The sequence below is a fragment of the Plantibacter sp. AC185 genome, assembly GCF_979258065.1.
The window spans coordinates 3,670,602-3,697,326 of sequence record NZ_OZ409831.1; the positions used below are offsets into that span (position 1 = coordinate 3,670,602).

General features: G+C 69.5%; 23 protein-coding genes. 14 read left to right on the top strand and 9 right to left on the bottom strand.

Going from position 1 to position 26,725, the window contains the following annotated elements; translation table 11 throughout:
- Positions 1-4 precede the first annotated feature (4 nt).
- The 4 genes from mtrB to hpf all read left to right on the top strand — a co-directional run bounded on the left by mtrB (position 5) and on the right by hpf (position 5,006).
- The gene (mtrB, locus tag ACZZZB_RS17110; RefSeq protein WP_463530343.1) at positions 5-1,696 is read left to right on the top strand and encodes an MtrAB system histidine kinase MtrB; all 1,692 of its coding nucleotides are present in this window, start codon (positions 5-7) and stop codon (positions 1,694-1,696) included.
- On the top strand, positions 1,689-3,422 hold the full coding sequence (locus ACZZZB_RS17115; protein ID WP_229939039.1) for an LpqB family beta-propeller domain-containing protein: 1,734 nt from the start codon (positions 1,689-1,691) through the stop codon (positions 3,420-3,422). Before mtrB ends, ACZZZB_RS17115 begins: the two co-directional genes overlap by 8 nt.
- 198 nt (positions 3,423-3,620) lie before the next feature.
- Positions 3,621-4,220, top strand: a complete 600-nt coding sequence (locus ACZZZB_RS17120; protein ID WP_229939040.1) for a ComF family protein — start codon at positions 3,621-3,623, stop codon at positions 4,218-4,220.
- Positions 4,221-4,361: 141 nt separating this feature from the next.
- A complete protein-coding gene (gene hpf / locus ACZZZB_RS17125; RefSeq protein WP_064295235.1) occupies positions 4,362-5,006 on the top strand; it encodes a ribosome hibernation-promoting factor, HPF/YfiA family in 645 nt (214 codons plus the stop codon).
- Here the strand turns inward: hpf and ACZZZB_RS17130 are convergent.
- Positions 4,981-5,601, bottom strand: a complete 621-nt coding sequence (locus ACZZZB_RS17130) for a PadR family transcriptional regulator (protein WP_137243343.1) — start codon at positions 5,599-5,601, stop codon at positions 4,981-4,983. The two genes, hpf and ACZZZB_RS17130, sit on opposite strands and share 26 nt — an antisense overlap.
- Positions 5,602-5,827: 226 nt before the next feature.
- On the opposite strand from ACZZZB_RS17130, the gene secA reads away from it, so the two are divergent.
- On the top strand, positions 5,828-8,656 hold the full coding sequence (secA, locus tag ACZZZB_RS17135) for a preprotein translocase subunit SecA (protein WP_137243342.1): 2,829 nt from the start codon (positions 5,828-5,830) through the stop codon (positions 8,654-8,656).
- 93 nt (positions 8,657-8,749) lie between these two features.
- Here the strand turns inward: secA and ACZZZB_RS17140 are convergent, their stop codons facing one another.
- The gene (locus ACZZZB_RS17140) at positions 8,750-9,250 is read right to left on the bottom strand and encodes an Rv3235 family protein (protein ID WP_193555848.1); all 501 of its coding nucleotides are present in this window, start codon (positions 9,248-9,250) and stop codon (positions 8,750-8,752) included.
- A gap of 147 nt (positions 9,251-9,397) precedes the next feature.
- Between ACZZZB_RS17140 and ACZZZB_RS17145 the strand changes: the two genes are divergently transcribed.
- Entirely contained in the window at positions 9,398-9,988 is a 591-nt protein-coding gene (locus tag ACZZZB_RS17145) for a hypothetical protein (RefSeq protein WP_194645528.1), read from the top strand.
- A gap of 33 nt (positions 9,989-10,021) precedes the next feature.
- On the opposite strand, the gene ACZZZB_RS17150 is transcribed toward ACZZZB_RS17145, so the two are convergent.
- Positions 10,022-10,318 carry a helix-turn-helix domain-containing protein gene (locus tag ACZZZB_RS17150; RefSeq protein ID WP_064295239.1) on the bottom strand — a complete coding sequence of 99 codons (297 nt, stop codon included), beginning with the start codon at positions 10,316-10,318 and terminating at the stop codon, positions 10,022-10,024.
- Between the two features lie 189 nt (positions 10,319-10,507).
- Between ACZZZB_RS17150 and ACZZZB_RS17155 the strand changes: the two genes are divergently transcribed.
- From ACZZZB_RS17155 to ACZZZB_RS17170, 4 genes are all read left to right on the top strand, one after another.
- Positions 10,508-11,164 carry a hypothetical protein gene (locus ACZZZB_RS17155; RefSeq protein WP_463530344.1) on the top strand — a complete coding sequence of 219 codons (657 nt, stop codon included), beginning with the start codon at positions 10,508-10,510 and terminating at the stop codon, positions 11,162-11,164.
- Positions 11,164-12,429, top strand: coding sequence for an AAA family ATPase (locus ACZZZB_RS17160; RefSeq protein ID WP_194645530.1), 1,266 nt, complete (start codon positions 11,164-11,166; stop codon positions 12,427-12,429). Before ACZZZB_RS17155 ends, ACZZZB_RS17160 begins: the two co-directional genes overlap by 1 nt.
- A 209-nt stretch (positions 12,430-12,638) precedes the next feature.
- Complete coding sequence (locus tag ACZZZB_RS17165; protein ID WP_085513359.1) at positions 12,639-12,974, top strand: histone-like nucleoid-structuring protein Lsr2; 336 nt, start codon at positions 12,639-12,641, stop codon at positions 12,972-12,974.
- Between the two features lie 141 nt (positions 12,975-13,115).
- Positions 13,116-14,615, top strand: a complete 1,500-nt coding sequence (locus ACZZZB_RS17170; protein WP_079002802.1) for a sensor histidine kinase — start codon at positions 13,116-13,118, stop codon at positions 14,613-14,615.
- Between the two features lie 77 nt (positions 14,616-14,692).
- Here ACZZZB_RS17170 and ACZZZB_RS17175 read toward each other — a convergent pair whose 3' ends face one another.
- Complete coding sequence (locus ACZZZB_RS17175; RefSeq protein WP_056012627.1) at positions 14,693-14,941, bottom strand: WhiB family transcriptional regulator; 249 nt, start codon at positions 14,939-14,941, stop codon at positions 14,693-14,695.
- A 193-nt stretch (positions 14,942-15,134) separates the two neighbouring features.
- Here ACZZZB_RS17175 and ACZZZB_RS17180 point away from each other — a divergent pair, with 193 nt between their 5' ends.
- Positions 15,135-15,560 carry a hypothetical protein gene (locus ACZZZB_RS17180; protein ID WP_137243338.1) on the top strand — a complete coding sequence of 142 codons (426 nt, stop codon included), beginning with the start codon at positions 15,135-15,137 and terminating at the stop codon, positions 15,558-15,560.
- A gap of 38 nt (positions 15,561-15,598) precedes the next feature.
- On the opposite strand, the gene bcp is transcribed toward ACZZZB_RS17180, so the two are convergent.
- From bcp to aroA, 3 genes are read right to left on the bottom strand one after another with little or no spacing between them, the layout of a single operon-like run.
- Positions 15,599-16,078: a thioredoxin-dependent thiol peroxidase gene (bcp, locus tag ACZZZB_RS17185; RefSeq protein WP_079002800.1), complete on the bottom strand. Its 480-nt coding sequence runs from the start codon at positions 16,076-16,078 to the stop codon at positions 15,599-15,601.
- A 13-nt stretch (positions 16,079-16,091) separates the two neighbouring features.
- Positions 16,092-17,153 (bottom strand): ribosome small subunit-dependent GTPase A, encoded by a 1,062-nt coding sequence (gene rsgA, locus ACZZZB_RS17190; protein WP_064295360.1) that lies wholly within the window; start codon positions 17,151-17,153, stop codon positions 16,092-16,094.
- A 4-nt stretch (positions 17,154-17,157) separates the two neighbouring features.
- Entirely contained in the window at positions 17,158-18,507 is a 1,350-nt protein-coding gene (gene aroA / locus ACZZZB_RS17195; RefSeq protein ID WP_191941437.1) for a 3-phosphoshikimate 1-carboxyvinyltransferase, read from the bottom strand.
- Between the two features lie 43 nt (positions 18,508-18,550).
- Here aroA and ACZZZB_RS17200 point away from each other — a divergent pair, with 43 nt between their 5' ends.
- Positions 18,551-19,240, top strand: a complete 690-nt coding sequence (locus ACZZZB_RS17200) for a sigma-70 family RNA polymerase sigma factor (RefSeq protein WP_079707243.1) — start codon at positions 18,551-18,553, stop codon at positions 19,238-19,240.
- Positions 19,237-19,488 carry a zf-HC2 domain-containing protein gene (locus ACZZZB_RS17205; RefSeq protein WP_079707242.1) on the top strand — a complete coding sequence of 84 codons (252 nt, stop codon included), beginning with the start codon at positions 19,237-19,239 and terminating at the stop codon, positions 19,486-19,488. Before ACZZZB_RS17200 ends, ACZZZB_RS17205 begins: the two co-directional genes overlap by 4 nt.
- A gap of 16 nt (positions 19,489-19,504) precedes the next feature.
- On the opposite strand, the gene ACZZZB_RS17210 is transcribed toward ACZZZB_RS17205, so the two are convergent.
- Positions 19,505-21,208: a cation:proton antiporter gene (locus ACZZZB_RS17210; RefSeq protein WP_463530345.1), complete on the bottom strand. Its 1,704-nt coding sequence runs from the start codon at positions 21,206-21,208 to the stop codon at positions 19,505-19,507.
- A 136-nt stretch (positions 21,209-21,344) separates the two neighbouring features.
- A complete protein-coding gene (locus ACZZZB_RS17215) occupies positions 21,345-25,115 on the bottom strand; it encodes a multifunctional oxoglutarate decarboxylase/oxoglutarate dehydrogenase thiamine pyrophosphate-binding subunit/dihydrolipoyllysine-residue succinyltransferase subunit (protein ID WP_463530346.1) in 3,771 nt (1,256 codons plus the stop codon).
- A gap of 134 nt (positions 25,116-25,249) precedes the next feature.
- On the opposite strand from ACZZZB_RS17215, the gene guaB1 reads away from it, so the two are divergent.
- A complete protein-coding gene (gene guaB1, locus ACZZZB_RS17220) occupies positions 25,250-26,689 on the top strand; it encodes a GMP reductase (protein WP_071262471.1) in 1,440 nt (479 codons plus the stop codon).
- Positions 26,690-26,725: the final 36 nt, after the last annotated feature.

Here is a 26,725-nt window from a genome sequence, read left to right on the forward strand (position 1 = left end):
CGACATGGCCTCCCGACTCGCCGGCTGGGCGGCCGACTGGCGGCTGTGGCGGAGGTGGCCGCAGCAGGTGCGCTCGCAGTGGCGGCGCTCGCTGCAGTTCCGGACGGTCGCCATCACGGTCGGCCTCTCGGGACTCGCCATCCTCCTGACCGGCGCCTACCTCTCGTTCAGCATCGGCAACGACCTCTTCCAATCCCGGCTGCAGCAGGCGCTCGGCGGCTCCGGTCGCGCCATCGCGTCCGCGCAGAGCATCCTCGACGCGTCCGACGCCAGCGAGCGGGTCGCCCTGCAACAGCTCATGGGGACCGTGCGGACCGATCTCCAGACGACGTCCGGCAGCAGCCTCATCGCCGCCTACCGAGCACCGGGCCAGGACTTCAGTCAGGTCACACCCCCGGGCTTCGAGTCGCCGGGGCTCGGCGGCGGTGTCATCTCCGACGCGCTGACCGAGGCGGTCCGGGCCGACCCGGACACCCTCCAGTGGCAGTCGGTCACGCTCACCGCGGCCGACGGCTCGTCGACGGCCGGCATCGTCGTGGGCTCGGAGGTCTCGATGCCGACCGCCGGCTCCTACGAGATCTACCTCGGCTACGACCTGAGCGAATCGGAGCAGACGCTCGGCTTCGTCCAACGGACCCTCTTCGTCGCGGGTGTCGGCCTCATGATCCTCGTCGGTGGCGCAGCGTGGTTCATCGTCCGCTTCGTCGCGACACCGATCCGGTCCGCCGCCGAGACGAGTCAACGCCTCGCCGGCGGCGACCTCGACGTGCGGATGCCCGAGAAGGGCGAGGACGAGCTCGCCATCCTCGCCCGCTCCTTCAACGGGATGGCCGCCAGCATGCAGAAGCAGATCAAGGAACTCGCTGAGCTCTCGCTCGTGCAGCAGCGATTCGTCTCGGACGTCTCCCATGAGCTGCGCACGCCCCTGACGACCATCCGCCTGGCCGGCGACGTGCTCTACGACCAGCGCGACTCCTTCCCACCGGCCACCGAGCGGACGGCCGAGCTCCTCCACGACCAGGTCGGGCGGTTCGAGATCCTGCTGGCCGATCTGCTGGAGATCAGCCGCTACGACGCCGGGAGCATCGAACTCGAACTGGAGCCCACCAGTCTCGTCCATCTCGCGGAGGAGGTCGTGGAGGAGCTCCGACCGCTCGCGGAGCCGACGGGTTCGGACCTCCGGATCGTCGCACCGGGTGGCTACTCGGCGGTCCCGATGGACCCGCGGCGCATCCGGCGGATCGTGCGCAACCTCGTCGGCAACGCCATCGAGCACGGCGAGGGCAAACCGATCGTGGTGTCGGTGGACAGCAACGAGTCCTCGGTCGCGATCGCGGTGCGCGACTACGGCCAGGGCATGACGCGTGAGGCCACCGAGCGCGTGTTCGACCGCTTCTGGCGCGCGGACCCGTCCCGCAAGCGCACCATCGGCGGCACCGGGCTCGGACTCGCGATCTCCCTCGAGGACGCGGTCCTGCACGAGGGGTGGCTGGAGGTCTGGTCGGAGCCCGCCGCCGGCTCGTCCTTCCGCCTCACCATCCCACGCGAACCCGGGACGGAGATCGTCCGCTCGCCCATCAGCCTGCCGCCCGACGATGCGATCGAGTCCATCGTCGACGAGCTCACCGCGCCGACGACCCGCTCACTCCCGACCGTGCGATCGGCCGACGACGACAAGGAGGATGGTCGTGGTTGACGTCCCCGCACGATCGCCGAGACGACGATCCGCAGTGCGTCGGATCGCTGCGGCGGCGCTGCCGATGCTCCTCGTGGTGGTGCTCAGCGCCTGCGTGGGCATCCCGCGGGGCGGTTCCGTGCAGGACGGCGGCACGGTCGAGGGGGACGGCGGCGACGTCGACGTCAACTTCATCGCGCCGGGCCCAGCCGAGGGGGCGACGCCGGAGCAGATCCTCCGTGGCTTCATCGACGCCGCCGCGAGCCCGCAGAACAACTACGAGATCGCGCGCGAATTCCTCGCACCGGCGCTCCGGTCCGACTGGGACCCCGACGCCGGAGTGACCATCGACCAGGGCGGCCGCACGTTCGCCCCGGTCGCCGACACGGTGCAACTCACCGTCAGCCCCGTCGCGGCGGTCGACGACCGGGGTGAGTACCGCGAATCGGGGAACTCGTCGCCGCTCAGCTGGACCTACTCCTTCGAGCAGGTGCGGGGGGAGTGGCGGATCGCCGCCGCTCCGCCTGGCATCGTCCTCGAGTCCTCGACGTTCGCCGACGTCTTCGCGGCCTACTCCCTGAGCTACTTCGACCCGAGTTTCACCCGACTCGTCCCCGACCAGCGCTGGTTCCCCTCGCGGGCGTCGACCGCGACGAGGATCGTCGGGGCGCTCCTCGACGGACCGGCCGAATGGTTGAAGGGCGCGGTGGCGACGGCGTTCCCCGAGGGGACCTCGCTCACGAGCGACGCCGTTCCGGTCGAGGCCGGGACCGCGCGCGTGGACCTGACCAAACCGGCCCTGCAGGCGGACGCGGTCACCCTCCAGCGGATGCAGCTCCAGCTGAGCAGCAGCCTGGTGCAGCTGTCGGGCAGCGTCGGCGGGGTCGCCGCCGTCTCGAACGTCGCGATCACCGTCGTGGGCAACTCCACGCAGACGGTCTCGCCGCTGTCGCTCGCCGCACCACGGGTCGACCCCCGGGCACTCGTCCAGCGTGGAGACGAGTTCGGCTTCGCCTCGGGGAACCGGCTCGAGGCCGTGCCGGGGATATCGGCGGCGGTCGTGGCGGCCGGGGCCGACGCGGCCGTGTTGTCCGCCGACCATGACCAGGCCGCGGTCCGTTCCGCCGCCGGCGTCACGGTGATCCAGGCGGACGGCGACGTCCGGCTCGTCGACAACCGCCCGGGCCTCCTCCCGCCGACGATGGACCCGTTCGGCTTCACCTGGACGGTCCCGGCAGCAGCGCCGTCCGCACTGCTCGCGCACGACGCCGCGGGTGGCACGGTGCAGGTCGCGACGAGTTGGACCGGCGCGTCCACGATCGATTCGATCCAGGTGTCCCGGGAGGGTACGCGCCTCGTCGCGCTGCTCCGGGACGGGACGCAGTCGCGGCTCGTGGCCGCCGCGATCATCCGCGGTGACCGGAACGCGCCGTTGCGACTCGGCGACCCCGTGGAGCTCCGGGTGATGTCCACGGAGGCGACGACCGTCACCTGGGTCGACGACATCACCGTCGCCGTCCTGCTGGGCGGCGGTGACGGGACGACGATCGTCACGCAGCAGATCGGCGGCCGCTCCGCGCCCGTGCCGAAGCTCGCGGACGTCACGAACCTGGTCGGGGGCAACGGGCCGACGCAGCTGCGTGCCCTCACGAGTGACGGCCGGCTGCTGTTGCCCCGTGGATCGAGCTGGCAGGAGGCGGGCAGTGACGTCCGGTTCATCGCGACCCAGCTGGGGTCGCCCGACTGAGTGAGCGCGCTCCACAGCGCGTCCGGAGCGCCGGAGCCGTCTGCGTCTCGGACGATGCGCCACCGGACGCGCCGCGTGGGCGCCACCATCGGATGATGCGATCCTCGTCGAGTCGAACTGCGCCCCTCGCTCATGCCCGCGAAGCCGGCCTGGACGCGTGGGCCCTGGCCGGTCCCGGTCACGTGCGCCGGATGCGGTGTGCCGGACCGTGAGCTGTGCGACGACTGCCGCGGGCGCCTGGTCCGGCCGGCGGCCTCCGACGACGACGCCGACCTCGTGCGGTGGAACGGTGCGGACGGTACCCCCGGTCTCGCCGCCCGTCGCTACGACGAGTTCGTCGGCGCCGTCCTCCTCGCCTACAAAGAGGACGCCCGGACCGGCCTCGTCCGACCGCTGGCCGCCGCGCTCGAACCGGCGTTCCGGTCCGCCGTGCTCGAGGCGAGCCGGGCGATGGGCGGCGTCTCGCCGGAGATCGCGACGATCCCTGCCAGGCGACGCGCCGCCCGCGATCGGGGCTTCCACCCGGTGGAGCAGCTCGTGCGCCGGCTCGGCGCCAGACCGTCGCGCCCGCTGCGGTGGGCGCGGGAGCCCGCCGACCAGCGGGACTTCGGCCGGGCGGAGCGTCTGGAGAACCTCGCCGGGGCCCTGGTCGCGGCGCGGCGGCTCGACGGGCGCCGCTTCCTCCTCGTGGAGGACGTCGTCACGACGGGCGCCACCGTCGGGGAAGCGGTCCGGGCGATGCACGACGGCGGTGGTCTCGTGGTCGGTGTCGTGGCCCTAGCCAGGGTCGGACCGTGAACGGACGGAGGGTACCAAGGCCGGTAGATGAACGTTCCCTGAACACCGCTGATGACTTCCGCAGGCTCGGGCACTACGGTTGCAGAACGGCGTGAAAGGACCGCCCGGGACCGGGTGGTCAGCCGGATGAGGAGGTCGAACGTGGATATCAACATCGTCGGACTTGGACTCGGCATCACCGATCGGTTCCGCGAGTACGCGACCGAGAAGGCGGAGAAGGTCGCCCATCTGGTCGAGCAGGCGCAGTCGCTCGACATCAAGGTGTCCCGCCATCACGACGCCAACGGACGCAAGGGCGAGGACCGCGTCGAGCTGACGCTCGTCGGCCCCGGGCCGTTGGTCCGTGCGGAGTCGACCGGCTCCGACAAGTACGTGGCCTTCGATCTCGCGATCGCGCGGATGCTCGAGCGCGTCCGCCGCTCGAAGGACCGCAAGAAGGAGCACCGTGGCAAGCACCGCACCTCCCTGCACGCCGCCAGCAGCGAGGGGTTCAGCGGCGTCGACATCACGCCTGCCGCACCGGAGCTGCTCGAGCAGGTCGCGACCGGGAGCGTCGCGACGCTGACCCACGAGGACGAGGAGCAGGAGGCGTACTCACCCGTCGTCATCCGCACGAAGGAGTTCCCCGCGGAGTGGATGAGCGTCGAGGACGCCGTCGACCGCATGGAACTCGTCGGCCACGACTTCTTCCTGTTCATCGACGCCTCGTCGGAGCGGGCGAGCGTCGTGTACCGCCGCAAGGGCTGGGACTACGGCGTGATCAGCCTCGAGGACGGCTCGAACTAGCGTCCTGCACCCCGACCGACGCGGTCGCCCGGTTCGCCGGGCGGCCGCGTCGTGGCATGTCGGTGCCGACCTCGAAGACGGCGTCGTGCACGCGCAGGCGTGCCGAGGTCGCCTCGAGCCAATCGAGCTCGGCCAGGGAGCGTCGCCGTCTGGCTTCGAGCCCGATCCACGCGATGTCACCCTGCGGCGTCGGGGGGAGGGCCGACAGGTCCGCGTCGAGCTGCTGCACGAGATCGAGCGCCCACGCGCGTTGGACGGCGATGACCCCGAACACGTCGACGCCGTCGAGTGACGCCGCGAGGGCGACCTTGTTCGGGAGTTCGTCTCGCGATGCGCTGGCCGTGACGGGTGTCGCCCACCAGCGGTCGAGGACGTCGCGCCCGTCGGCGGTGATGCGGTAGAAGACATGCCCCTGCGCATCCACGGCGGCCCGCTCGACGAGCCTGTCCCGCTCGAGACGATCGAGGGTCGCATAGGCCTGGCCGACGTTGAGTGGTGTGTCGGGTGTCGTCCGCCGGTCGAACTCACCGCGCAGACGGTACCCGTAGTCGTCACCGAGCGCGAGGATCGCGAGCAGACCGTGCTTGACCGACATCGAACCTCCAGGAAATGCCTACGCCGTAGGTGTCGCCAGCCTAGTGACCCGTCCGTCCCGCGCTGCGGCGGCGCTCCGTCGACATCCGTCCGCCCCTCGATACACAGCGTCCACTCAAGGGACTCCCCGCTAACATGTTCAGAGGACTGCCCCGTTCTGGTGCACCCCGTCCGTCCCGGTCAGTCGACCAGGACGGAGATCAGGAACACGTAATGGAGAGCAATTCGTGGCCTCACCACTTGAGAAGATCCTTCGCGTCGGCGAAGGTCGCATCCTCCGGAAGCTGACCAGCCTCACGAAGGCGGTCAATGCCCTCGAGGACGACTTCACGGAGTTGAGCGACGAGGAGCTGAAGAGCGAGACCGTCGAGCTGCGCGAGCGCTTCGAGAACGGCGAGACCCTCGACGACCTCCTCCCCGAAGCCTTCGCCGCGGTGCGCGAGGCTGCACGCCGCACGATCGGCATGCGTCACTTCGACGTCCAGATCATGGGTGGCGCCGCGCTCCACCTCGGCAACATCGCCGAGATGAAGACCGGTGAGGGAAAGACGCTCGTCGCGACCCTCCCGGCCTACCTCAACGCCATCGCCGGCAAGGGCGTGCACATCGTCACGGTGAACGACTACCTCGCGTCGTACCAGTCGGAGATCATGGGGCGCGTCTTCCGCGCGCTCGGCATGACGACCGGCGTGATCGTCGAGGGGCAGACGCCGGAGCAGCGCCGCGAGCAGTACGCGGCCGACATCACCTACGGCACGAACAACCAGTTCGGGTTCGACTACCTCCGCGACAACATGGCGTGGCAGGCGAAGGACATGGTCCAGCGCGGTCACTTCTTCGCCGTGGTCGACGAGGTCGACTCCATCCTCATCGACGAGGCACGGACCCCGCTCATCATCTCCGGGAAGGCCTCCGGCGAGGCGAACCGCTGGTTCCAGGAGTTCGCCCGGCTCGCGGTGCGACTCGAGCCCGGTGAGGACTTCGAGGTCGACGAGAAGAAGCGCACCGTCGGCGTACTCGAGCCCGGCATCGAGAAGGTCGAGGACTACCTCGGCATCGACAACCTCTACGAGTCCGCCAACACCCCGCTCATCTCCTTCCTGAACAACGCGATCAAGGCCCGCGCGCTCTTCAAGAAGGACAAGGACTACGTCGTGATGAACGGCGAGGTGCTCATCGTCGACGAGCACACCGGTCGCATCCTGGTCGGACGTCGCTACAACGAGGGCATCCACCAGGCGATCGAAGCCAAGGAGGGCGTCGCCGTCCAGGCCGAGAACCAGACCCTCGCGACCGTGACGCTCCAGAACTACTTCCGTCTCTACGAGAAGCTGTCCGGCATGACCGGTACGGCCGAGACCGAGGCTGCCGAGTTCATGTCGACGTACAAGCTCGGCGTCGTCCCGATCCCGACCAACCGCCCGATGCAGCGCATCGATCAGTCGGACCTCGTGTACAAGAACGAGGAGGCGAAGTTCGCACAGGTCGTCGAGGACATCGTCGAGCGCCACGAGCAGGGCCAGCCGGTCCTCGTGGGCACGACGAGCGTCGAGAAGAGCGAATACCTGTCGAGGCTCCTCGCCAAGAAGGGCGTCAAGCACGAGGTCCTCAACGCGAAGAACCACGCGCGTGAGGCCGCCATCATCGCCCAGGCCGGTCGACTCGGCTCGGTCACCGTCGCCACCAACATGGCCGGTCGTGGAACCGACATCATGCTCGGCGGCAACGCCGAGTTCCTCGCCGTCGCGGAGATGAACGCCAAGGGGCTCAGCCCGATCGACACCCCCGAGGAGTACGAGGCTGCGTGGGACGACGTCTTCACCGAGGTGAAGGCAGCGGTCAAGGAGGAGGCCGACAAGGTCATCGACGCCGGCGGACTCTACGTCCTCGGTACCGAGCGCCACGAGTCGCGCCGCATCGACAACCAGCTGCGCGGTCGCTCCGGCCGTCAGGGCGACCCGGGCGAGAGCCGGTTCTACCTGTCCCTCACCGACGACCTCATGCGCCTGTTCAACGCCGGAGCCGCGGAGAGCCTCATGGGGCGTCAGAACGTGCCGGACGACCTCGCGATCGAGTCGAAGATCGTCAGCCGCGCGATCCGCAGCGCCCAGTCGCAGGTCGAGGCGCGGAACGCGGAGATCCGCAAGAACGTGCTCAAGTACGACGACGTCCTCAACCGGCAGCGCGAGGCGATCTACTCCGACCGCCGCCACATCCTCGAGGGCGACGACCTCCACGACCGCGCACAGCAGTTCCTCGAGAGCGTCGTCGACGACGTCCTCGACGAGCACACCGGCGAGGGCAACGGCGACGACTGGGACTTCGACGCACTCTGGGCCGAACTGAAGACGCTCTACCCCGTCGGCCTGACGATCGACGAGGTCGTCCAGGAGGCCGGGACGAAGGGGCGGATCAACCGCGACTTCATGCGCCGGGAGATCCTCTCCGACGCCAAGCTCGCGTACACCAACCGTGAGGAGTCGCTCGGTGCCCCGGCCATGCGCGAGCTCGAGCGCCGCGTCGTCCTCCAGGTGATCGACCGCCGCTGGCGCGACCACCTGTACGAGATGGACTACCTGAAGGACGGCATCGGTCTGCGGGCGATGGCGCAGCGCGATCCGCTGGTCGAGTACCAGCGCGAGGGTTACGCGATGTTCCAGCAGATGATGGGGCAGATCCGCGAGGAGAGCGTCGGCTTCCTCTTCAACCTCGAGGTCGAGGTCGCCGGAGAGGTCGACGCAGGCACCGCCGCGCCGGCGATCACGGCCAAGGGCCTGACGCAGGAGACCCCCGACACCGAGAAGCTCAGCTACTCCGCTCCGAGCGAGCAGGGTGGGGTCGAGGTCCGCAACCAGCGCGGGCAGATCGAGAAGGCGGCCACCGAACGGGCACAGCGTCTCCAGCAGACGAACCGTCCCGCCGGCGACGCGGCTCCCGCCACGAAGGCCGCCCCGGCCGCGAAGGCGTCGCGTGGGGCCTTCGGCCAGCAGTCGGAAGCCCCTGCGGCTGCTCCGAGCAACCGTTCGGACCGTCGCAAGCAGGGCAAGAAGAAGTAGGCGTACGCCGGCACGAACGGGAGCCCTCCGGACCATGGTGACATCGGTCCGGAGGGCTCTCGTCTGTCGGGTGCTGCGCAGATGCAGCGGCGGTCAGAGCACGCTCACCGAGGTCGCCCGCCAGCGGCCGTCCAAGCCCTCCAGCCGGATGGCCACGGCTCGGGACCGGGCTCGTCCGTGGACGATGACCACGGACTCGACGACGCCGTCGCGTGGCTCGGAGACGGTCACGGTGCCGATCGAGACGACCGGGACGGTGCCCGGGACGCCGCGGACGCGTCGTGCCCGTTCGGCGAGGATCACGCGCTTCAGCAGGACGGTGTGCACGTCAGCGGTGATCCAGCGCGCGAGCTGCGTGAGGTCGCGGGCTCCGGCGATCACCTCGATCACGCTCCGAGTCAGGTTCTCGAGCAGTGGTCGCGGATCGGGGAGCTCGGCTCGGGGCGCCGGTTGGGGCGCGAAATAGTCGTCCGCACCGGGGCGGGCTGCCGCCCGTACCTCCCGCGTGCGTCGCTCGGGGAGCGGAGGCGCCGGCCGGAGGCGAGCCGTGTGTGCTTCGGGCTCGTCGTCGTCGTGCCGGGCAGCGGTGCTCATGGGGCCTCCGAGGGGTGGGCGGCCGCCACGAGTCGGGCGACCAGAATCTGACATGTCACACTCATCATGTCAGTTCTCCGGTGTCCGGTACCAGGGGTCTGTGGAGAACGCAGGACGCGGCCGACCTCGGCGCACTACCGTCGGCGTATGCGTTGGGACAGCCTGTTCGACGATCTCGCCGGTCAGCTCGACGACGAGCTCGCCGTCGACGACGACGCCGTCCGCGTCGAGGCCGAGCGGCTTCGGCGTGCGCGCCTCACCCTCCGTGAGCGGCTGGCCGCCCTCTGCGGCGATGCCGGCGCACCAGGACCGCTCGTCGTGGAACTCGTCGACGGGACGACCTGGCGGCTGCGGGTCCGGAGCATCGGGAAGGACTGGCTGCAGGCCGATTCCGGCACCCCGGGCGGCCGGGAGGTCGTCGTGCCGCTCGATGCGATCGCGGCGGTCGCCATGACGCAGACCCAGGTCGATTGGAGTCTCGACGACGTCGTGGTCCGCGAACCGCGACTGCTCGACCGCCTGACCGTCTCGTTCCTGCTCCGTGATCTGTGCCGGCGCCGTGCTGCAGTGGTCGTGCGGACCCGGACGGGGAGCTGGACGGGCACGATCGACCGGGTGGGCCGCGACCATCTGGATCTGGCCGTCCACGAGCCGGGGTCGCCGCGCCGCAGCCGGAGCGTCGAGCAGATCCGCATCGTCGTGCTGTCGGAGGTCGTCATCGTCGAGCGGGCTGACTGAGGCGTGGCGTCGGGCGCCTGCCGGGGTCGGGGCTCAACCGAGTGGTGGCACGGGCCGGAGCATCGGTGCGCCGGAGAACTCGGCGAGTTCGGTGAGCTGGGCCTGATGCCAGAGGCCTGCACGACGTGCCTCCTCGTACTGACCGCTGATGAAGGCTTCGAGTGCCGGGAACTCGATGCGCCACGGTCCGCTGCGCCCGATCCGGATGGCGGGCAGCTCACCGCTCGAGATGAGCTCGGCCACGTGCTGGGCCGAGACGTTCAAGACCTCGGCCGTGTCGGCGACGGTGAGGAAGCGACCGAGCGGGGCCGCATCGCGCTGCGATTCCATTCCTCGATTATCCTCTCGCGCGGGCGGCGTCCGCCGGGCTGTGGATAACTTCGGCGCGATGTCCGCAGCCCGGGCAGCATGGGACCGGAGGCGGCGCACGGGGTGCCCATGAAGGAGGAGACGGTGCGGGGAAGCGAGCGGGGACACGGATCGGAATCGGGAGGAGCGCGAAGCGACGGCGGCGAGCGGATGAGCGACCGTCTCGCCGGACTGCGTCATGGTGTTGGCGGACGGCAGGTGTCCCGGTCGCGCATCTGGGTGGACCCACGCTTCCTCGTGGGCCTCATGCTGGTGGTCGTGTCGATCCTGGGGGTGTGGTGGCTCGTCACGACCTCGAGCCGGACGACCCCGGTGTATGCGGCCTCCGAGACGCTGACGCCCGGAACGCGGCTCGACCGCTCCTCACTCCAGGTGATCGACGCACGTCTGGGATCGGTCGAAAGCGGGTACCTCGGAGCCGGAGCGGCACCGCCGGCGGGAATCGACGTCACGCGGACGATCGCGGCGGGGGAGCTCGTGCCGCTCGACGCGCTCGGCGAGGCGAGCGCCGTCGGCGTGACCACGCTCGTCGTCGAACCGGCCGGACGGCTCGGCGCCGACATCGTGCCGGGGACCGTCGTCGACCTGTGGGCGGCCGCGCCGGACGGCGACGGGTACGGAGTGCCGGAGGTGTTGGTCTCGGCCGCGACGGTCGTCCGGGTCGGCGAGGACGAAGGGCTCCTGTCCGGCCGCGGCTCGGTCGCCCTCGAGCTCGCCGTCCCACGCTCGGCCGTCGCGACGGTGCTCTCGGCGACGGCGGCGGCGCACCTGCTGTCCGTGGTCCCCACCGAGCACGGCGAACGCTGATGCTGCGCGTCGGACTCGCCCTCGACCCACGGGTCGAGGGCGAGATCCTCGCGACGATGCTCGACCTCGGGCACCGCGTCGCCTGGCGCTGTCACGACGGCGCCGAACTCGACGAGCGCATCGGTGCCGGGACGCCCGTCGACGTACTGCTCGTGTCACCCGGGGTCGACCGCCTGCGCGCCGACCTCATCGACCTCGCGGACCGCGTGGGTACGAGGGTCGTGGCGCTCGCGTCCGGTGAGTCCGAGCGTCGCCATGCGGCGGGGCTGGGCCTGGTCGACATCGTCCTCCTGCCGGTCGATCCCGAGGAGCTCGATCGGAGCATCGCGCCGCTCGACCTCGGCGGCGACGGCCCTCGTCCGGTCGCCCAGGCCGCGGGGCGGGTCATCGCCGTGTGGGGCGCGGCCGGGTCGCCCGGCACGACCACCGTCGCCGCGGGCATCGCCAGCGAGCTGGCCGCGCGCGGACGCCGGGTCGTCCTCATCGACGCGGACACCTACGGGTCATCCGTCGCGGCCATGCTCGGCCTCCTCGACGAGGCGCCCGGGTTCGCCGCGGCCTGCCGATTGGCCGGAAGTGGGGCGCTCGACATCGAGCAGCTCGAGCGGATCGCGGTCGTCCATCCGTCGCCGTCCGGCGCGTTCCGGGTCTTGACCGGCATCTCCCGTGCGGCACGCTGGACGGAACTGTCGACGGAGCGCGTCGCGACGACCATCGAACGGTGCCGGGCGTGGATGGACGACATCGTGATCGACACGGCGTTCTGTCTGGAGGCGGACGAGGAGATCTCGAGCGACCTGTTCGCGCCCAGACGGAACGGGGCGGCGTTCGCCGTCCTCGGGTCCGCGGACCGGGTGGTGGAGGTCGGTGCGGCTGACCCGGTCGGGGTCACGAGGCTGCTCCGCGGGCACGCGGAACTCGTCGAACTCGTCGACCCGTCGCGCATCTCGGTGGTGGTGAACCGGCTGCGTGGCGTCGCGCTCGGTACCGGCCCGGCCGGTCAGCTGGCGTCCACGCTCTCCCGCTTCGGCGGGATCGAGGCGGCCGCGCTCCTGCCGGAGGACCAACGGGTGGTGGACGCCGCGGTGATCGCGGGGAGGACCCTCCGCGACCAGGCCCCGCGCGGGGCGCTTCCCGTCGCGTTGCGGCGGTTCGTGTCCACCGTCCTCGACCAGGAGCCGGCGCCGGTGCGGGACCGCTCGCGGCGCTCGTCGGGTGGAGCACGTGGGCGTCGTGCGCGGAGTCGGTCACGCCGAGCGGAATAGTCCCGACGAAGTCACTCAATACAATTGGGCGATCAACCGAATATGCATTTGCTCGCCCATATATGCATCTGCATTCTTCTCCGACGCATCGTTATCCGTTGGGTGATGAATTACTCCGGTATCGTGTCGGTATTCAGATTCGCTTGGTGGTGTTCGATATGATCGGATAACCGTCGGACTCACCACGGATATCTTCAGGAGGACCCCCCATGGCTCAGAAAGTCATCACCACATACATCGACGATCTCGACGGCAGCGAACTCGCTTCCGGTGCAGGAGAGACCGTCCGGTTCGCGATCGACGGAACCGAATACGAGATCGATCTCGGGGCAGACAATGCGAAGAACCTCCGCGAGTCGCTGAAGCCCTACATCGGAGCCGGACGCCCGGTCAAGCGTGGGCGCCGCACCTCGAGCACCAGCACCCGCAACAGCGCCGAGAACCTCGCCGCGATCCGCGAGTGGGCCGCGAAGAACGGGCACGCCGTGTCGTCGCGCGGACGCATCCCCCAGGCAGTCCAGGACGCCTACCGCGCAGCCAACTGACGCATCCCCGTCCGGCGACGGCGCTCAGCGGCCCCCCACGGGCCGCTGAGCGCCGTCGTCGTTCCATGCCTGCCTGGACCAGTGGTCGTCAGGGCACGCCCGGCGCACTCGGTGTCGGCCGGCCGAGCCTAGACTGGAATCGTGTCGACGCTCAGTGATCTCGTTCTCGCCCAGGGCCGCTCCAGTGCGGCCGACGTGGAGTGGCTGCACATGCTGCTCGCGGACAGTCAACTCCTCGCGGATCTGGCGTTCGCCGATATCGTCATCTGGGTACCGACCGATTCCGGCAGTTTCATAGCGGTCGCGCATTCGCGTCCGTCGAGTGCCGCGACACTCTTCTATCGCGACTTCGTCGGGCAATCCATCAAGCAGGAATGGCGCAAGCAGGTCACCGACTGTTTCGAGAGTGGACGGATCATCGAGTCGTCCGCACCGGATTGGTACGAGGAGACCCCGACCAGGGTTCGTGCCGTACCCGTCGCCCGGCGGATATCTCCGACCGAGACGACCAATGCCGACGGACCGATCGCGGTCATCACCCGCCACACCAATCTCGGTGAGGCTCGCACGCCCAGCCGCCAGGAACTCACCTTCAACGACTGCGCGAGCGACCTGTTCGAGATGATCGCGGTTGGCGACTTCCCGGATCTCGGAGCGCCGACCGGACCGCGCCGGGGCGCGCCGCGCGCGAGCGACGGCCTGATCCGTCTCGATGTCGACGGTACCGTCACGTTCGCCAGCCCCAACGCGCTCTCGGCCTTCAACCGGATCGGATTCGCCGAGGAACTCGAGGGCGAGTCGCTCGCGGACGTCACGACCCATCTGCTCTCCGGGACGGGGACCGTCACCGTCGACGAGTCCCTGCCACTCGTCGTCACCGGTCGGGCGCCGTGGCGGACCGACATCGAGGACAAGGGCGTGACGGTCTCCCTCCGGGCGATCCCGTTGCGGAGCCGCGGCGAGCGGGTCGGCGCGATCGTGCTCTGCCGCGACGTCAGCGAACTGCGTCACCAGGAGCAGGAACTCATCACCAAGGACGCGACGATCCGCGAGATCCACCACCGGGTGAAGAACAACCTCCAGACAGTCGCGTCGCTCCTGCGGATCCAGGCCAGGCGGACGCACTCGGAGGACGCCCACGACGCCCTCACGCAGGCCATGCGGCGCGTGGCCGCCATCGCGGTCGTGCACGACACGCTGTCCGAGGGGCTCAATCAGAACGTCGACTTCGACGAGGTCTTCGAGCGCGTGCTCCTGCTCATCGCCGAAGTGGCGAGCTCCCACAACACCACGGTCCGCCCGAAGTCCTCCGGCTCGTTCGGCGTGCTCCCGAGCGAGTACGCGACGCCACTCGCCCTCGCGCTCACCGAACTCGTCACCAACGCGGTGGAGCACGGCCTCAACGGCCGCGACGGCGACGTGGAGATCACGGCCGACCGCACGGACGAGCTGCTGAGCGTGCAGGTCCGCGACAACGGCGTGGGGCTCCCGGAGGGGAAGGTCGGGTCCGGCCTCGGCACCCAGATCGTGCGGACGCTCATCCAGGGGGAACTGGGCGGGACGATCGACTGGCACACGCTCATGGGGAGCGGAACCGAGGTCACGATCGCGATCCCGATGCGCTGGGTCGCCAAGAGCTGAGGTCCTGGGCCGTCGCGAACGGCCGCGGACATGCGAGAACCCCGGGGCCGTTCGGCACCCGGGGTTCTCGTCTGCGACTAGGAGGCGCGGCGGGCGCGAGCCGCGCGACGCTTGAGGGCGCGGCGCTCGTCTTCGCTGAGGCCGCCCCACACACCGGAGTCCTGGCCGGTCTCGAGCGCGTACTGGAGGCACAGCTCCGTGACACTGCAGGTGGCGCACACGGCCTTCGCCTTGTCGATCTGATCGACCGCCGGACCGGTGTTCCCGACCGGGAAGAACAATTCCGGGTCGACGGTCAGGCAGGCAGCTTTATCGCGCCAATCCATAGGGGAGCTCCTTTTATTGCATGGTGAGATTTCTTCAACCGAGTGAGGGGTCTCGGGAAGCGAAAGCCGAAATGCGAGGGGGATGATCGTCCGGGATTCGGGATCTGTCCACACCCTCGTGGACCTCATGTCGGCCTCAAACATGGTTTCATATCGGTAAGAGCAAATCAATAGTCAAGTTTGGGTGAACCCTGTGAGTACCGATCGAAACGCCGCCTCCGCTCCGAACCCTGAGGAGCGTCGTCGTCCGGCGGTGCTGGCCTTCATCGTCCTGCTCGTCGCGGAGGCGTTGCTCATGATCGGGCTCTCGGCCTGGTTCCTCTTCGAGCTGGTCGCGGCGACGCCGGCCTCGTTCACGAGCGCACTGGCGATCTTCGTGATCCTGCTCATCGCCACGGCGTTCGTCACGGCGCTCGCCCTCGGCGCGATCCGCGGACGGAGCTGGATCCGCGGGGGAGCGGTCACCTGGCAGCTCGTGCAGATCGCCGTCGCCGTCGGCGCGTTCCAGGGGGTCTTCGCGCAACCCGCGATCGGGTGGTTCCTGCTGTTGCCGTCGCTGGCCGTCCTCGGGCTCCTGTTCACGCCGGCCGTCGCCGCCGTGACCCGACGCGAGATCTGAGCGCGACGCGTCGGTCCTGATGGTCCAGCCGCGACGCGTCAGGCGTCGAGGCCGAGAGCCTTACGGAGGCTCTTCACGTGGCCGGTGGCCTTGACGTTGTACCGGGCGAGGGTGAGGGTGCCCGTCTCGTCGATGACGAACGTCGACCGGAGGACGCCCGTGACGATGCGTCCGTACGAGTTCTTCTCACCGTAGGCTCCGTACGCCTGGTGGACCGTCAGCTCCGGGTCGCTGAGGAGCGGGAACGTGAGCCCGTCCTCCTCCTGGAAGGCCTTGAGCTTCTCGACGGAGTCCTTCGAGACGCCGAGCACCACGTACCCGGCACCGCTGAGCGATGCGAGGTTGTCGCGGAAGTCGCACGCCTGGGTGGTGCAGCCGGGCGTCATCGCGGCGGGGTAGAAGTACAGGATCACCCGCCGTCCGGCGAAGTCGGACAGGGACACGCTGGTGCCGTCCTGGTCGGTCAGGGTGAACGCGGGGGCCGGGTCGCCGGCGGAGAGACGGAGGGGTTCAGGCATACCCCAAGCCTAGTCAGGAGTACTGGTCGGCTTTGATCGTCGCGAAGGTCCCCAGCAGCCGCTGGAGCGAGTCGAGGCGCGCGGGGCCGTTCTCTCCGAGCCGTCCCTCGGCCACGGCCTCGATGATCGCGCAGTCGGGGGCGTCGGGAAGATGGGTGCAGCCGCGCGGGCACTCGAGCGCGATCTCCGCGAGGTCGGTGAACGACTTCAGGATGTTGGCGGTGTCGACGTGTCCGAGACCGAACGAGCGGACGCCCGGGGTGTCGATGACCCACCCGGATCCTCCGGGCGCCTCGATGCGCAACGAGACGGTCGACGAGGAGGTGTGGCGGCCACGCCCGGTGACGACGTTCACATGCCCTGTGGCGCGCTCAGCGGTCGGGACGAGGGCGTTGACGAGGGTGGACTTGCCGACGCCCGAGTGGCCGACGAAGACCGTGTCGTGGCCGATGAGGGCCTCGGTGATCTCGGCCAGGGGGACGTCGTCCTCCCGGCTGCGGAACACGCGCAGGCCGAGCCCGGCGAAGTTCGCGAGGAACTCGTCGGGGTCCTGGAGGTCCGTCTTCGTGATGCAGAGGATCGGGGTGATCCCCGCGTCGTAGGCGGCGACGAGGTAGCGGTCGACGAGGCGGGCCCGTGGTTCGGGGTTCGCCGCAGCCACGACGATGAGCATCTGGTCGGCGTTGGCGACGACGACGCGCTCCATGGCGTCGGTGTCGTCGCCACTGCGGCGGAGCAGCGTCGTGCGCGGCACGATCCGCACGATGCGCGACAGCGTGCCCTCGGCACCCGAGGTGTCGCCGACGACATCGACCCGGTCGCCGGTCACGATGGCCTGCTTACGGAGTTCACGAGCGCGGGTCGACGTCAGGACGCGCTCCTCGGGCGTGCCTTCGTCGAGGAGCACGGTGTAGCGACCGCGGTCGACCGCGAGGACGCGTGCGGTCAGTGCATCGAGGTGCTCGGGCCGCGTCTTCGTCCGTGGGCGGTTCGCCTTCGGGTTCGGCCGCATCCTGATGCTCGACTCGTCGAGTTCCGGCTCGTCGTCGTCGACGCCGTCGTCCCACCAGCTCATCGGCTCAGCCCCCGAGCATCGCGTGCCACAGTTCGGTGAACTGTGGGAGCGTCTTCGCGGTCGTGGCGACGTTCTCGATGGTGACCCCGGGCACGACGAGACCGAGGATCGCTCCCGTGGTCGCCATGCGGTGGTCGTGGTAGCTCGACCACTCGCCGCCGTGGAGGGGGCGCGGTTCGATGCGGAGACCGTCCGGCAGCTCCGTGACGGCGCCACCGAGCTTGTTGATCTCCGTCGCGAGGGCCGCGAGGCGGTCGGTCTCGTGGTGACGGATGTGCCCGATGCCCGTGATGGTCGACGGTCCGTCGGCGAGTGCCGCGAGCGCGGTGAGGGCGGGCGCGAGCTCACCGCCGGTGGTCAGGTCGAGGTCGACCGCGGTGATCCGCTCGCCGCCGGTGACGGTGAGGCGGTCGCCGTCCAGGGTGACCGTCGCGCCGAAGCGGGGCAGGAGGTCCGCCAGGTCGGCACCGACCTGGGTGGTGGAGGTGGGCCAGCCGCGGAGCGTGACGCTTCCGCCGGTGACGAGCGCCGCGGCGAGGAACGGTGCGGCGTTGGAGAGGTCGGGCTCGAGGTCGACGTCGAGCGCGGCGATCGTGCCGGGGGCGACGACCCACTCACCGACGGAGGGCTGTTCCACGGTGACCCCCCGGGCCGCGAGGGCCGCGATGGTCATCTCGATGTGCGGCAGGCTCGGCAGACGCTCGCCCTCGTGGACGAGGTGGAGGCCCTGCTCGAAGCGGGCTGCGGCCAGCAGGAGGCCGGACACGAACTGGCTCGACGACGACGCGTCGATCGTGAGCTTGCCACCCTTCACCGTGCCCGTGCCGTGCACCGTGAAGGGGAGCGCCTTCCGGCCGTCGTCGCTGATGTCGACGCCGAGCGCCTGGAGCGAGCCGATCATGGTGGCCATCGGCCGGTTCCTGGCCGAGGGGTCGGCATCGAACACGGTCGGCCCGAGCGCGAGGGCGGCCAGCGGCGGGACGAACCGCATGACGGTGCCGGCGAGCCCGCACTCGACGGTCGTGCTGCCGAACAGCTCGCCCGGCGTGACGAGCCAGTCCTTGCCGAACGCGCCCGACGCCGGTCGCTCGACGATGGTGGTCCCGAGTGCGCGGAGCGCCTCGACCATGTTGGTGCTGTCCATCGAGTGGAGCGGGGCGCGCAGGAGGGAGGGCCCGTCGGCCAGAGCGGCCAGGACGAGCTCGCGGTTCGTGAGCGACTTCGAGCCCGGAAGCGAGACGGTCGCATCGACCGGACCGCCCGCGACGGGCGCCGGCCAGGCTGCGTCGTCGTGCTCGGGTTCGGCATCGCCGTACACGTCGAAATCTGGTGCGGAATACGGATTGGTCAACATTGGTTCCAACAGTAGTCGGGGTCGAGAGCAGAAGGAGGAGCGGATGTCCACAGCGGTACTGGAACGACCGGTGACGGAGGCCGATCACGGCCGTCTGGCGCTGGCCGTAGACTGGCCGGTGATGACCTCCGTCGACCCAGAAGCCCTTCCGGCCGAGCCGGACCCCCGATCACTGTTCGAAGCACAGGCACTGCCGTTCATCGATCAGTTGTACGGCGCTGCCATGCGCATGACGAAGAACCCGTCGGACGCTCAGGACCTCGTCCAGGAGACGTTCGTGAAGGCCTTCGCCGCGTTCGCGCAGTTCGAACAGGGCACCAACCTCAAGGCGTGGCTCTACCGCATCCTCACGAACACGTACATCAACACGTATCGGAAGAAGCAGCGCGAGCCGTACCAGGGCACCATCGACGACCTCGAGGACTGGCAGTTGGGCGGCGCCGAGTCGATCAGCGCCACCTCCAGCCGCTCCGCCGAGGCCGAAGCGATCGATCACCTGCCGGACAGCGACGTCAAGAACGCGTTGCAGGCCATCCCGGAGGACTTCCGCCTCGCGGTGTACCTCGCCGACGTGGAGGGCTTCGCCTACCAGGAGATCGCCGACATCATGAAAACGCCCATCGGGACCGTGATGAGTCGTCTGCACCGTGGCCGACGACTCCTCCGCGACCTGTTGGCCGACTACGCCGAGTCCCGGGGGTTCACCGTGACGAAGCAGGGGAGCAAGAAATGAGCGACTGCGGCTGCGACAAGGCCAAGAAGGACCTCGAGGAGTACCTCCGTCACGAGGTGTGCACGACCGAAGCGGCCGACATCCGCGAGCACCTCGCGAACTGCCCGGAGTGTCAGAACGAGGCGCTCGTCGCCCAGACCCTCACCGAGGCCGTGCAGCGGGCGTGCAAGGAGACGGCACCCGAAGACCTGAAGAACCAGGTCCTGGCGTCGCTGCGGGCCACCCAGGCCACCCACGAGAGCGCCTGACGACGGACCGACCGCATCAGCCGGCGCCGTCGAGGCGTGACTCCTCGACGTCCAGCATCCGCTGCGCCTTCGCCAACACCTCGGAGGAGTAGCTGCCGGTCGCCCGCGCATCGAGGAGCGCATCGCGTTCGGCGTCGAGCACTCGGCGTCGCAGCTGTCGGAACTGCTCGTGCGGGCCCACGCCGGCATCGGTGCGTTCCGCCGCCGACTCGACGCGGATGAGGCTGCTCGTGCGTACCCGGTCGACGACCGCGGAGTCGAACGGCTCCCCGCCGTCCGTTCGCAGCTGCGGGTCGTCGAGGGCGGCCACACCGACGGTCGAGATCTCCTCCACGAGACCGGCCAGTTCCGCCATCGCCGCCTGCTCGTCCGTCCCACCGACCCGGGTCAGCCGGATGACGAGCGGGAGGGAACCGCCCTGGAGCAGGAGGGTGACGATCGCGACCGTGAACGCGATGAGCACCAGCTCCGCCCGATACGGGGTGTCCAACGGGAGCGACTGAGCGGCGGCGATCGTGACGACACCACGCATCCCCGCCCAGGCGAGCACCGCGCCGCCCCGCCATCCGAGGCCCTCGCGTTGCAGGAAGTCCAGGTCGGCGCTCCGCCGGGCGATCGACCTCGAGAAGGCGGCCTTGCGTTTGGCTGAACGCGCGTTCTCCGTCGGATGCCCCTCGAGGCGTGCGGAGACCTGCTCCAGTCTCGGCCGCCGGGCAAGGGCTTCCCGTTCATCGCGTCGCAACGACCAGACGAGGACGCCGACGAACACGATGCGGACGACGATGAGGGTCATGGCGGTCAGCAACCCGAGGCCGATCGACGACCAGATGCCGAGGTCGTCCTGCTCCACCTGCGAGACGATGGCCTCGAGCTCGAGCCCCATGAGCAGGAACACCCCGTTCTCGAGGAGGAACTGCGTCGTCCGCCAGTTGATGCGCTCACTGATGCGGTCCTGGGCGGTGAAGTACTTCGCGCTCTGATGCCCGGTGTAGAGCCCGGCGACCACGACCGACAGGACGCCTGAGGCGTGGAAGTGCTCGGCGGGCAGATACGCGATGAACGGCACGGCGAAGGAGATGACCGTCGTCAGGACCGGGTCGCCGAGGCGGGAGCGGATCCGGACCGTGATGAACCCGACGACGATCCCGATCGCGATCGCGAGCGCCACGGCATAGGCGAAGTCGCCCAGGACACCCCACAACGAGACCGTCCCGGCGGTCGCGGCGATGGCGGAGCGCAGGAGGACGAGGGCCGAGGCGTCGTTCACGAGGCTCTCGCCCTCGAGGACGCTCACGAGGCGCGACGGCATGCCCAGCCGCTTGCCGATGGAGGTCGCGGCGACCGCGTCGGTCGGGCTGACGACGGCGCCGAGGGCGATGCCGGCGGCCAGGCTCAGGTCGGGGAGGATCGTCGAAAGGATCCAGCCGATGAGGACCGACGAGACCACGACGAGGACGACCGAGAGCCCGGAGATCGCCTTGAGGTTGCGGCGGAAGTCGACCAGGGGCACGTTGACGGCGGCCGAATAGAGGAGCGGTGGCAGCACGCCGGCGAGGATCCACTCCGGCTTGACCTCGACGTCCGGCACGAACGGCAGATAGCTGAGGGCGAGCCCGACCAGGACGAGGATGAGCGGGGCTGCCACGCGCAGCTTGTTCGCGAAGCGGGCCACCGCGACGATGGTCACCACCGCGACGACGGCGAGGAATGCGAAGTCCATGGCGTCAGCCTATTGGCGGTGGCTCACCGCCCACTCACGGATCGCTGTCGCCGTGCTGACCGCCCGCGTCCAGACGACGACGCAGACGACGACGACCGCCTGTCGGAACAGGCGGTCGTCGGTCGTGCGGCTGAGGTCAGAGCGCCAGCGCGGTGCGGAGGAGCTCCGCCTGCTCGGCGGCGTGACGCTTCGCCGAACCCGTGGCGGGGGAGGCGGACGCGGTGCGCGACACGTTGCGGATCGTCCGACCCTCGAGGTGCTTGGCGGCCTCCAGGCAGATGAACGGCCACGCGCCCTGGTTCTCCGGCTCGTCCTGTACCCACGCCAGTTCGGCGTTCGGGTACTGCGCGACCACGGCGTTCAGCTCGGCCACCGGGACCGGGTAGAACTGCTCGACGCGGACGAGGGCGATCTCGTCGTTCGGCTGCTTCTGCAGCTCGCTGAGGAGGTCGTAGTGGATCTTCCCGGAGTGCAGGAGCACCCGCTTGACCGCGGCCTTGTCGGTGATCCGTGCGTCGTCGATCACCGGCTCGAAGCGGCCGGAGGTGAAGTCCGCCACCGGGCTGGTCGCGCCACGCAGACGTAGCATCGCCTTCGGGGTGAAGACGACGAGCGGCCGACGCGGGCGGGCGTACGCCTGGCGACGCAGGAGGTGGAAGTACGACGCGGGGGTCGACGGCCGTGCGACGGTCATGTTGTCCTCGGCGCAGAGCTGCAGGAACCGCTCGATCCGCGCGGACGAGTGGTCGGGGCCCTGGCCTTCGTAGCCGTGGGGGAGGAGGAGCGTGACACTCGACCGCTGCGACCACTTCTGCTCGGCGGAGGAGATGAACTCATCGATGATCGTCTGCGCGCCGTTGGTGAAGTCGCCGAACTGCGCCTCCCACAGCACGAGCGCGTCGGCACGTTCGACCGAGTAGCCGTACTCGAAGCCCATGACCGCGTACTCGCTGAGGAGCGAGTCGTAGATCCAGAAGCGGGCCTGGTTGTCGCTGAGGTTCGCGAGCGGCAGCCATTCCTGGCCGTTGACCCGGTCGTGGAGGACGGCGTGACGCTGCACGAAGGTGCCGCGGCGAGAGTCCTGTCCGGACATCCGCACCGGGGTGCCCTCGATGAGTACCGATCCGAGCGCGAGCAGTTCTCCGAAGCCCCAGTCGATGTTGCCGTTGCGGCTCATGTCGAGACGCTTCTCGAGGAGCTGCTGCACCTTCGGGTGCACGGTGAACCCGGCGGGCTTGTTGTTGAACGCGTCGCCGATGAGCTGCACGACGCCCTCGGAGACACCGGTCGTCTCGAGTTCGCCGGAGTAGCCGTCCTCGTCGAGGACCTCGGTCGGGATCGGCGTCGGCGAGGTCTGCTCGGCGTGCGTCTCCATGAAGGCGCGCTCGAGGCGGTCCTGGAAGTCGCGGTGCGCGGCCTCGTACTCCTCCTCGGTGATGTCGCCACGGCCGACGAGCGCCTCGGTGTACAGCTTGCGGACGGAGCGCTTCGCCTCGATGAGGCTGTACATGAGCGGCTGCGTCATCGACGGGTCGTCGCCCTCGTTGTGGCCGCGTCGGCGGTAGCACACGAGGTCGATGACGACGTCGCGCTTGAACTCCTGGCGGTATTCGAAGGCGAGCTCCGCGACCCGCACGACGGCCTCGGGGTCGTCGCCGTTCACGTGGAAGATCGGCGCCTGGATGGTCTTCGCGACGTCGGTGTTGTAGATGGAGGAGCGGCCCTCGCCAGGAGGCGTGGTGAAGCCGACCTGGTTGTTGATGACGACGTGGACCGTGCCGCCCGTGCGGTAGCCGCGCAACTGAGACAGCTGCATCGTCTCGAGGACGACGCCCTGACCGGCCATCGCCGCATCGCCGTGGATGAGGATCGGGAGGGTGCCGAACGCGCCGATCGGCCCGCGGTCCTGCTTCGCGCGGACGATGCCCTCGAGCACGCCGTTGACGGCCTCGAGGTGCGAGGGGTTCGCTGCCAGGTAGACCGGGATCTCGCGGCCGTCCTCGGCCTTGAAGGTGCCCTCGGTGCCGAGGTGGTACTTCACGTCGCCGGAACCGTGGCTCGCAGGGTCCTGCGTTCCCTCGAACTCGCGGAAGATCTGACCGTACGTCTTGCCGGCGATGTTCGTGAGGACGTTGAGGCGGCCGCGGTGGGCCATACCGATCGCGACCTCGTCGAGCTGGGCCTGCGACGCACCCTGGAGGATGGTGTCGAGCAGGGCGATGGTGGACTCGCCGCCTTCGAGGCTGAAGCGCTTCTGGCCGACGTACTTCGTCTGCAGGAAGGTCTCGAAGGCCTCGGCCTCGTTGAGCTTGCCGAGGATGCGCATCTGCTCGTCGTGCGTCGGCTTCTCGTACTTGCGCTCGACCTTGCTCTGGATCCACTTGCGCTGCGCGGGGTCCTGGATGTGCATGTACTCGATGCCCGTGGTGCGGCAGTACGAGTCGCGGAGGACGCCGAGGATGTCGCGCAGCTTGGCCGTGCGGGCCGAGCCGAAGGCGCCCGTGACGAACTCGCGGTCGAGGTCCCAGAAGGTCAGGCCGTGGGTCTCGATCTCGAGGTCGGGGTGCGAGCGCTGCACGTACTCCAGCGGGTCGATGTCGGCCATGAGGTGGCCGCGGACGCGGAACGCGTTGATGAGCTCCTGGACGCGGGCGGTCTTGTCGACGGCGTCGGCGAGGTCGACGCTGATGTCGGGCGACCAGTGGATCGGGTCGTACGGGATGCGGAGCGCGGCGAAGATGTCCTGGTAGAAGCTGCGGCTGCCGATGAGCAGCTCGTGGACGACCTTGAGGAACTCGCCCGAGCCGGCACCCTGGATGACGCGGTGGTCGTAGGTGCTCGTGAGGGTGATCGTCTTGCCGATCGCCAGCTCGTTGAGCGTGCGCTCGGAGGCGCCCTGGAACTCGGCCGGGTACTCGAGGGCGCCGGCGCCGATGATGCAGCCCTGGCCCTTCATGAGACGGGGGACCGAGTGCACGGTCCCGATGCCACCGGGGTTCGTGAGCGAGATCGTGACGCCCTGGAAGTCGGCTCCGGTGAGCTTGCCTTTGCGGGCGCGGGTCACGAGGTCCTCGTACGCCGAGAGGTACTCGTTGAAGGTGAGGGTGTCGGCGCGCTTGATGCCCGGCACCATGAGGGCGCGGGAGCCGTCGGGCTTCGGGAGGTCGATGGCGATGCCGAGGTTGATGTGCGCCGGGGCGACGACCGTGGGCTTGCCGTCGGCCTCCTCGTAGTAGACGTTCTGGCTCGGGAAGTCCTTCAACGCCTGGATGAGGGCCCAGCCGATGAGATGGGTGAAGCTGACCTTGCCGCCTCTGGCGCGCTTCAGGTGGTTGTTGATGACGATGCGGTTGTCGATCATCAGCTTCGCCGGGATGGTGCGCACGCTCGTCGCGGTCGGGACCGTCAGGCTCGCGTCCATGTTGGTGGCGAGCGACTTGGCCATGCCCTTCAGCACGGTGACCTTGTCGACGTCCTCCGGAGCGGGTTCGGTCTGGTCGCTCTTCGGCTGCTGGACCTGGTTCGGGCTCGTCATCGGGGCGTCGGCCGGGATCGGGGCCGGCTTCGCCTGGACCGAGGTGGTGCGCGCGACCGGCTGCGCGCCGATGACCTGGATCGGGGCCGTCGGCGGGTTGACCCGGGCCGCCGCCTCGTCCGCCGCCGCAGGGGTGGGGGCCGACGCCGTGGCGCCGGCGGCTGCCGCATCGTCGTCCGACTGGCCGCCCGTCGTTCCCTGGGCTGCGCCGTTCACCGGCCGGTAGTGCTCGAGGATCGGCCACCAGGAGCGGTCCACGGAATCCTTGTCGACGAGGTACTGCTCGTACATCTCGTCGACGAGCCATTCATTGGCTCCGAATTCGTTCGTTGCGCCGTCATCGGCGCCCACTCCGGTCATCTGGCTCGACACCGTCGATCGCCCACTCTCTCCGTTGAATTCTCACTGTTTGCAGGCAGGGAACATGCCCGCACGATCCAGTCATCAAGCCTAAACCCATTCCGTCGTCGGTGCGGCTCGGACGCCGGTCGGGATACGGTGTTCTCATGCGGTTCATCGGTGAGATTCCCAGCCACGACCTGACGTACTCGGACGTGTTCCTCGTCCCCAGCCGCTCCGGGATCACGAGTCGACTCGACGTCGACCTGGCTCCGGACGACGGCACCGGCGCCACGATCCCGATCGTCTCCGCCAACATGAACTCCGTCACCGGGCCACGCCTCGCGGCGGCACTGGCGCGGCGCGGCGGACTCGGCGTCCTGCCGCAGGACATGCCGCTCCAAGAGCTCGACGCGGCGATCCGCTGGGTCAAGGAGCAGCCGGTCGCCTTCGACACGCCGCTGATCATGCGCGCCGATCAGACCGCGGCCGACGCCCTGCGCCTGATCCCCGCGGTCGCCGGTCACGGCATCGTGCTCCACGACGAGCGCGACGCCTTCGCCGGCTGCATCCCGGCCGCACGTCTCGCCACGGCGCTGCCCGACGCACGGCTCGGCGACCTCGCTCGCGGGTCGCTCGCCTCGATCGACGCCGACGACGTGACCGGTGGCCGGGCCGCGTTCGACCTCATGGTCGCCGCCGACCTCGAGTTCGCGCCCGTGCTGCACCACGGCGCCGTCGTCGGCACCCTCAGCCGGACGAGCGCGCTCCGGTCGACCATCTACACGCCGGCGCTCGACGCGTCGGGCCGGCTCCGGGTCGCCGCGGCGATCGGCATCAACGGCGACGTCGCCGTCAAGGCGCAGGCGCTCGCCGCCGCCGGGGTGGACGTCCTCGTGATCGACACCGCCCACGGGCACCAGGAGGGCATGCTCCGCGCGATCGCGGCCGTCCGTGCGCTCGGTCTCGGCCTCCCGATCGTCGCCGGCAACGTCGTGTCCGCCGTCGCGGTGCAGGACCTCGTCGACGCCGGTGCGGACATCCTCAAGGTCGGTGTCGGACCCGGTGCGATGTGCACCACGCGGATGATGACGGCGGTCGGACGTCCGCAGTTCTCGGCCGTGCTCGAGACGGCCGCGACCGCCCGCGCACTCGGCGCGAAGGTCTGGGCGGACGGTGGCGTCCGCTACCCCCGCGACGTCGCCCTCGCCCTCGCGGCCGGTGCGTCCTCGGTCATGATCGGGTCCTGGTTCGCCGGCACGATCGAAGCCCCCGGTGAGCTGCAGCGCGCCGCTGACGGGTCGCTCTACAAGGAGAGCTGGGGCATGGCGTCGACCAAGGCCGTACACGAGCGCTTCGGTCGACTCGACCCGTTCGAACTCGCGCGGAAGACGCTCTTCGCCGAGGGCATCTCGTCCTCCCGCATCACGATCGACCCGCTCCGGCCCTCGGTCGAGGACCTCCTCGACATGATCACCGCCGGTGTGCGCTCGTCGTTCACCTACGCGGGTGCCGACTCGGTCCCCGGCTTCCACGAGCGCGCCATCGTCGGCGTCCAGTCGGCCGCCGGGTACGAGGAGGGCAAGGCGCTGCCCGTCTCCTGGTGAGCCGGGGCGCTGGTGCGGCGCGCACGACCGCGGTGG

Excerpts from the sequence above, each read along its gene's own strand:
- mtrB (WP_463530343.1), top strand. The coding sequence starts at position 5 with ATGGCCTCCCGACTCGCCGGCTGGGCGGCCGACTGGCGGCTGTGGCGG.
- ACZZZB_RS17130 (WP_137243343.1), bottom strand. The coding sequence starts at position 5,601 with ATGTCGGTCAAGCACGGTCTGCTCGCGATCCTCGCGCTCGGTGACGAC.
- ACZZZB_RS17140 (WP_193555848.1), bottom strand. The coding sequence starts at position 9,250 with ATGAGCACCGCTGCCCGGCACGACGACGACGAGCCCGAAGCACACACG.
- ACZZZB_RS17145 (WP_194645528.1), top strand. The coding sequence starts at position 9,398 with ATGCGTTGGGACAGCCTGTTCGACGATCTCGCCGGTCAGCTCGACGAC.
- ACZZZB_RS17150 (WP_064295239.1), bottom strand. The coding sequence starts at position 10,318 with ATGGAATCGCAGCGCGATGCGGCCCCGCTCGGTCGCTTCCTCACCGTC.
- ACZZZB_RS17155 (WP_463530344.1), top strand. The coding sequence starts at position 10,508 with ATGAGCGACCGTCTCGCCGGACTGCGTCATGGTGTTGGCGGACGGCAG.
- ACZZZB_RS17160 (WP_194645530.1), top strand. The coding sequence starts at position 11,164 with ATGCTGCGCGTCGGACTCGCCCTCGACCCACGGGTCGAGGGCGAGATC.
- ACZZZB_RS17165 (WP_085513359.1), top strand. The coding sequence starts at position 12,639 with ATGGCTCAGAAAGTCATCACCACATACATCGACGATCTCGACGGCAGC.
- ACZZZB_RS17175 (WP_056012627.1), bottom strand. The coding sequence starts at position 14,941 with ATGGATTGGCGCGATAAAGCTGCCTGCCTGACCGTCGACCCGGAATTG.
- bcp (WP_079002800.1), bottom strand. The coding sequence starts at position 16,078 with ATGCCTGAACCCCTCCGTCTCTCCGCCGGCGACCCGGCCCCCGCGTTC.
- rsgA (WP_064295360.1), bottom strand. The coding sequence starts at position 17,153 with ATGAGCTGGTGGGACGACGGCGTCGACGACGACGAGCCGGAACTCGAC.
- aroA (WP_191941437.1), bottom strand. The coding sequence starts at position 18,507 with ATGTTGACCAATCCGTATTCCGCACCAGATTTCGACGTGTACGGCGAT.
- ACZZZB_RS17200 (WP_079707243.1), top strand. The coding sequence starts at position 18,551 with ATGTCCACAGCGGTACTGGAACGACCGGTGACGGAGGCCGATCACGGC.
- ACZZZB_RS17205 (WP_079707242.1), top strand. The coding sequence starts at position 19,237 with ATGAGCGACTGCGGCTGCGACAAGGCCAAGAAGGACCTCGAGGAGTAC.
- ACZZZB_RS17210 (WP_463530345.1), bottom strand. The coding sequence starts at position 21,208 with ATGGACTTCGCATTCCTCGCCGTCGTCGCGGTGGTGACCATCGTCGCG.
- guaB1 (WP_071262471.1), top strand. The coding sequence starts at position 25,250 with ATGCGGTTCATCGGTGAGATTCCCAGCCACGACCTGACGTACTCGGAC.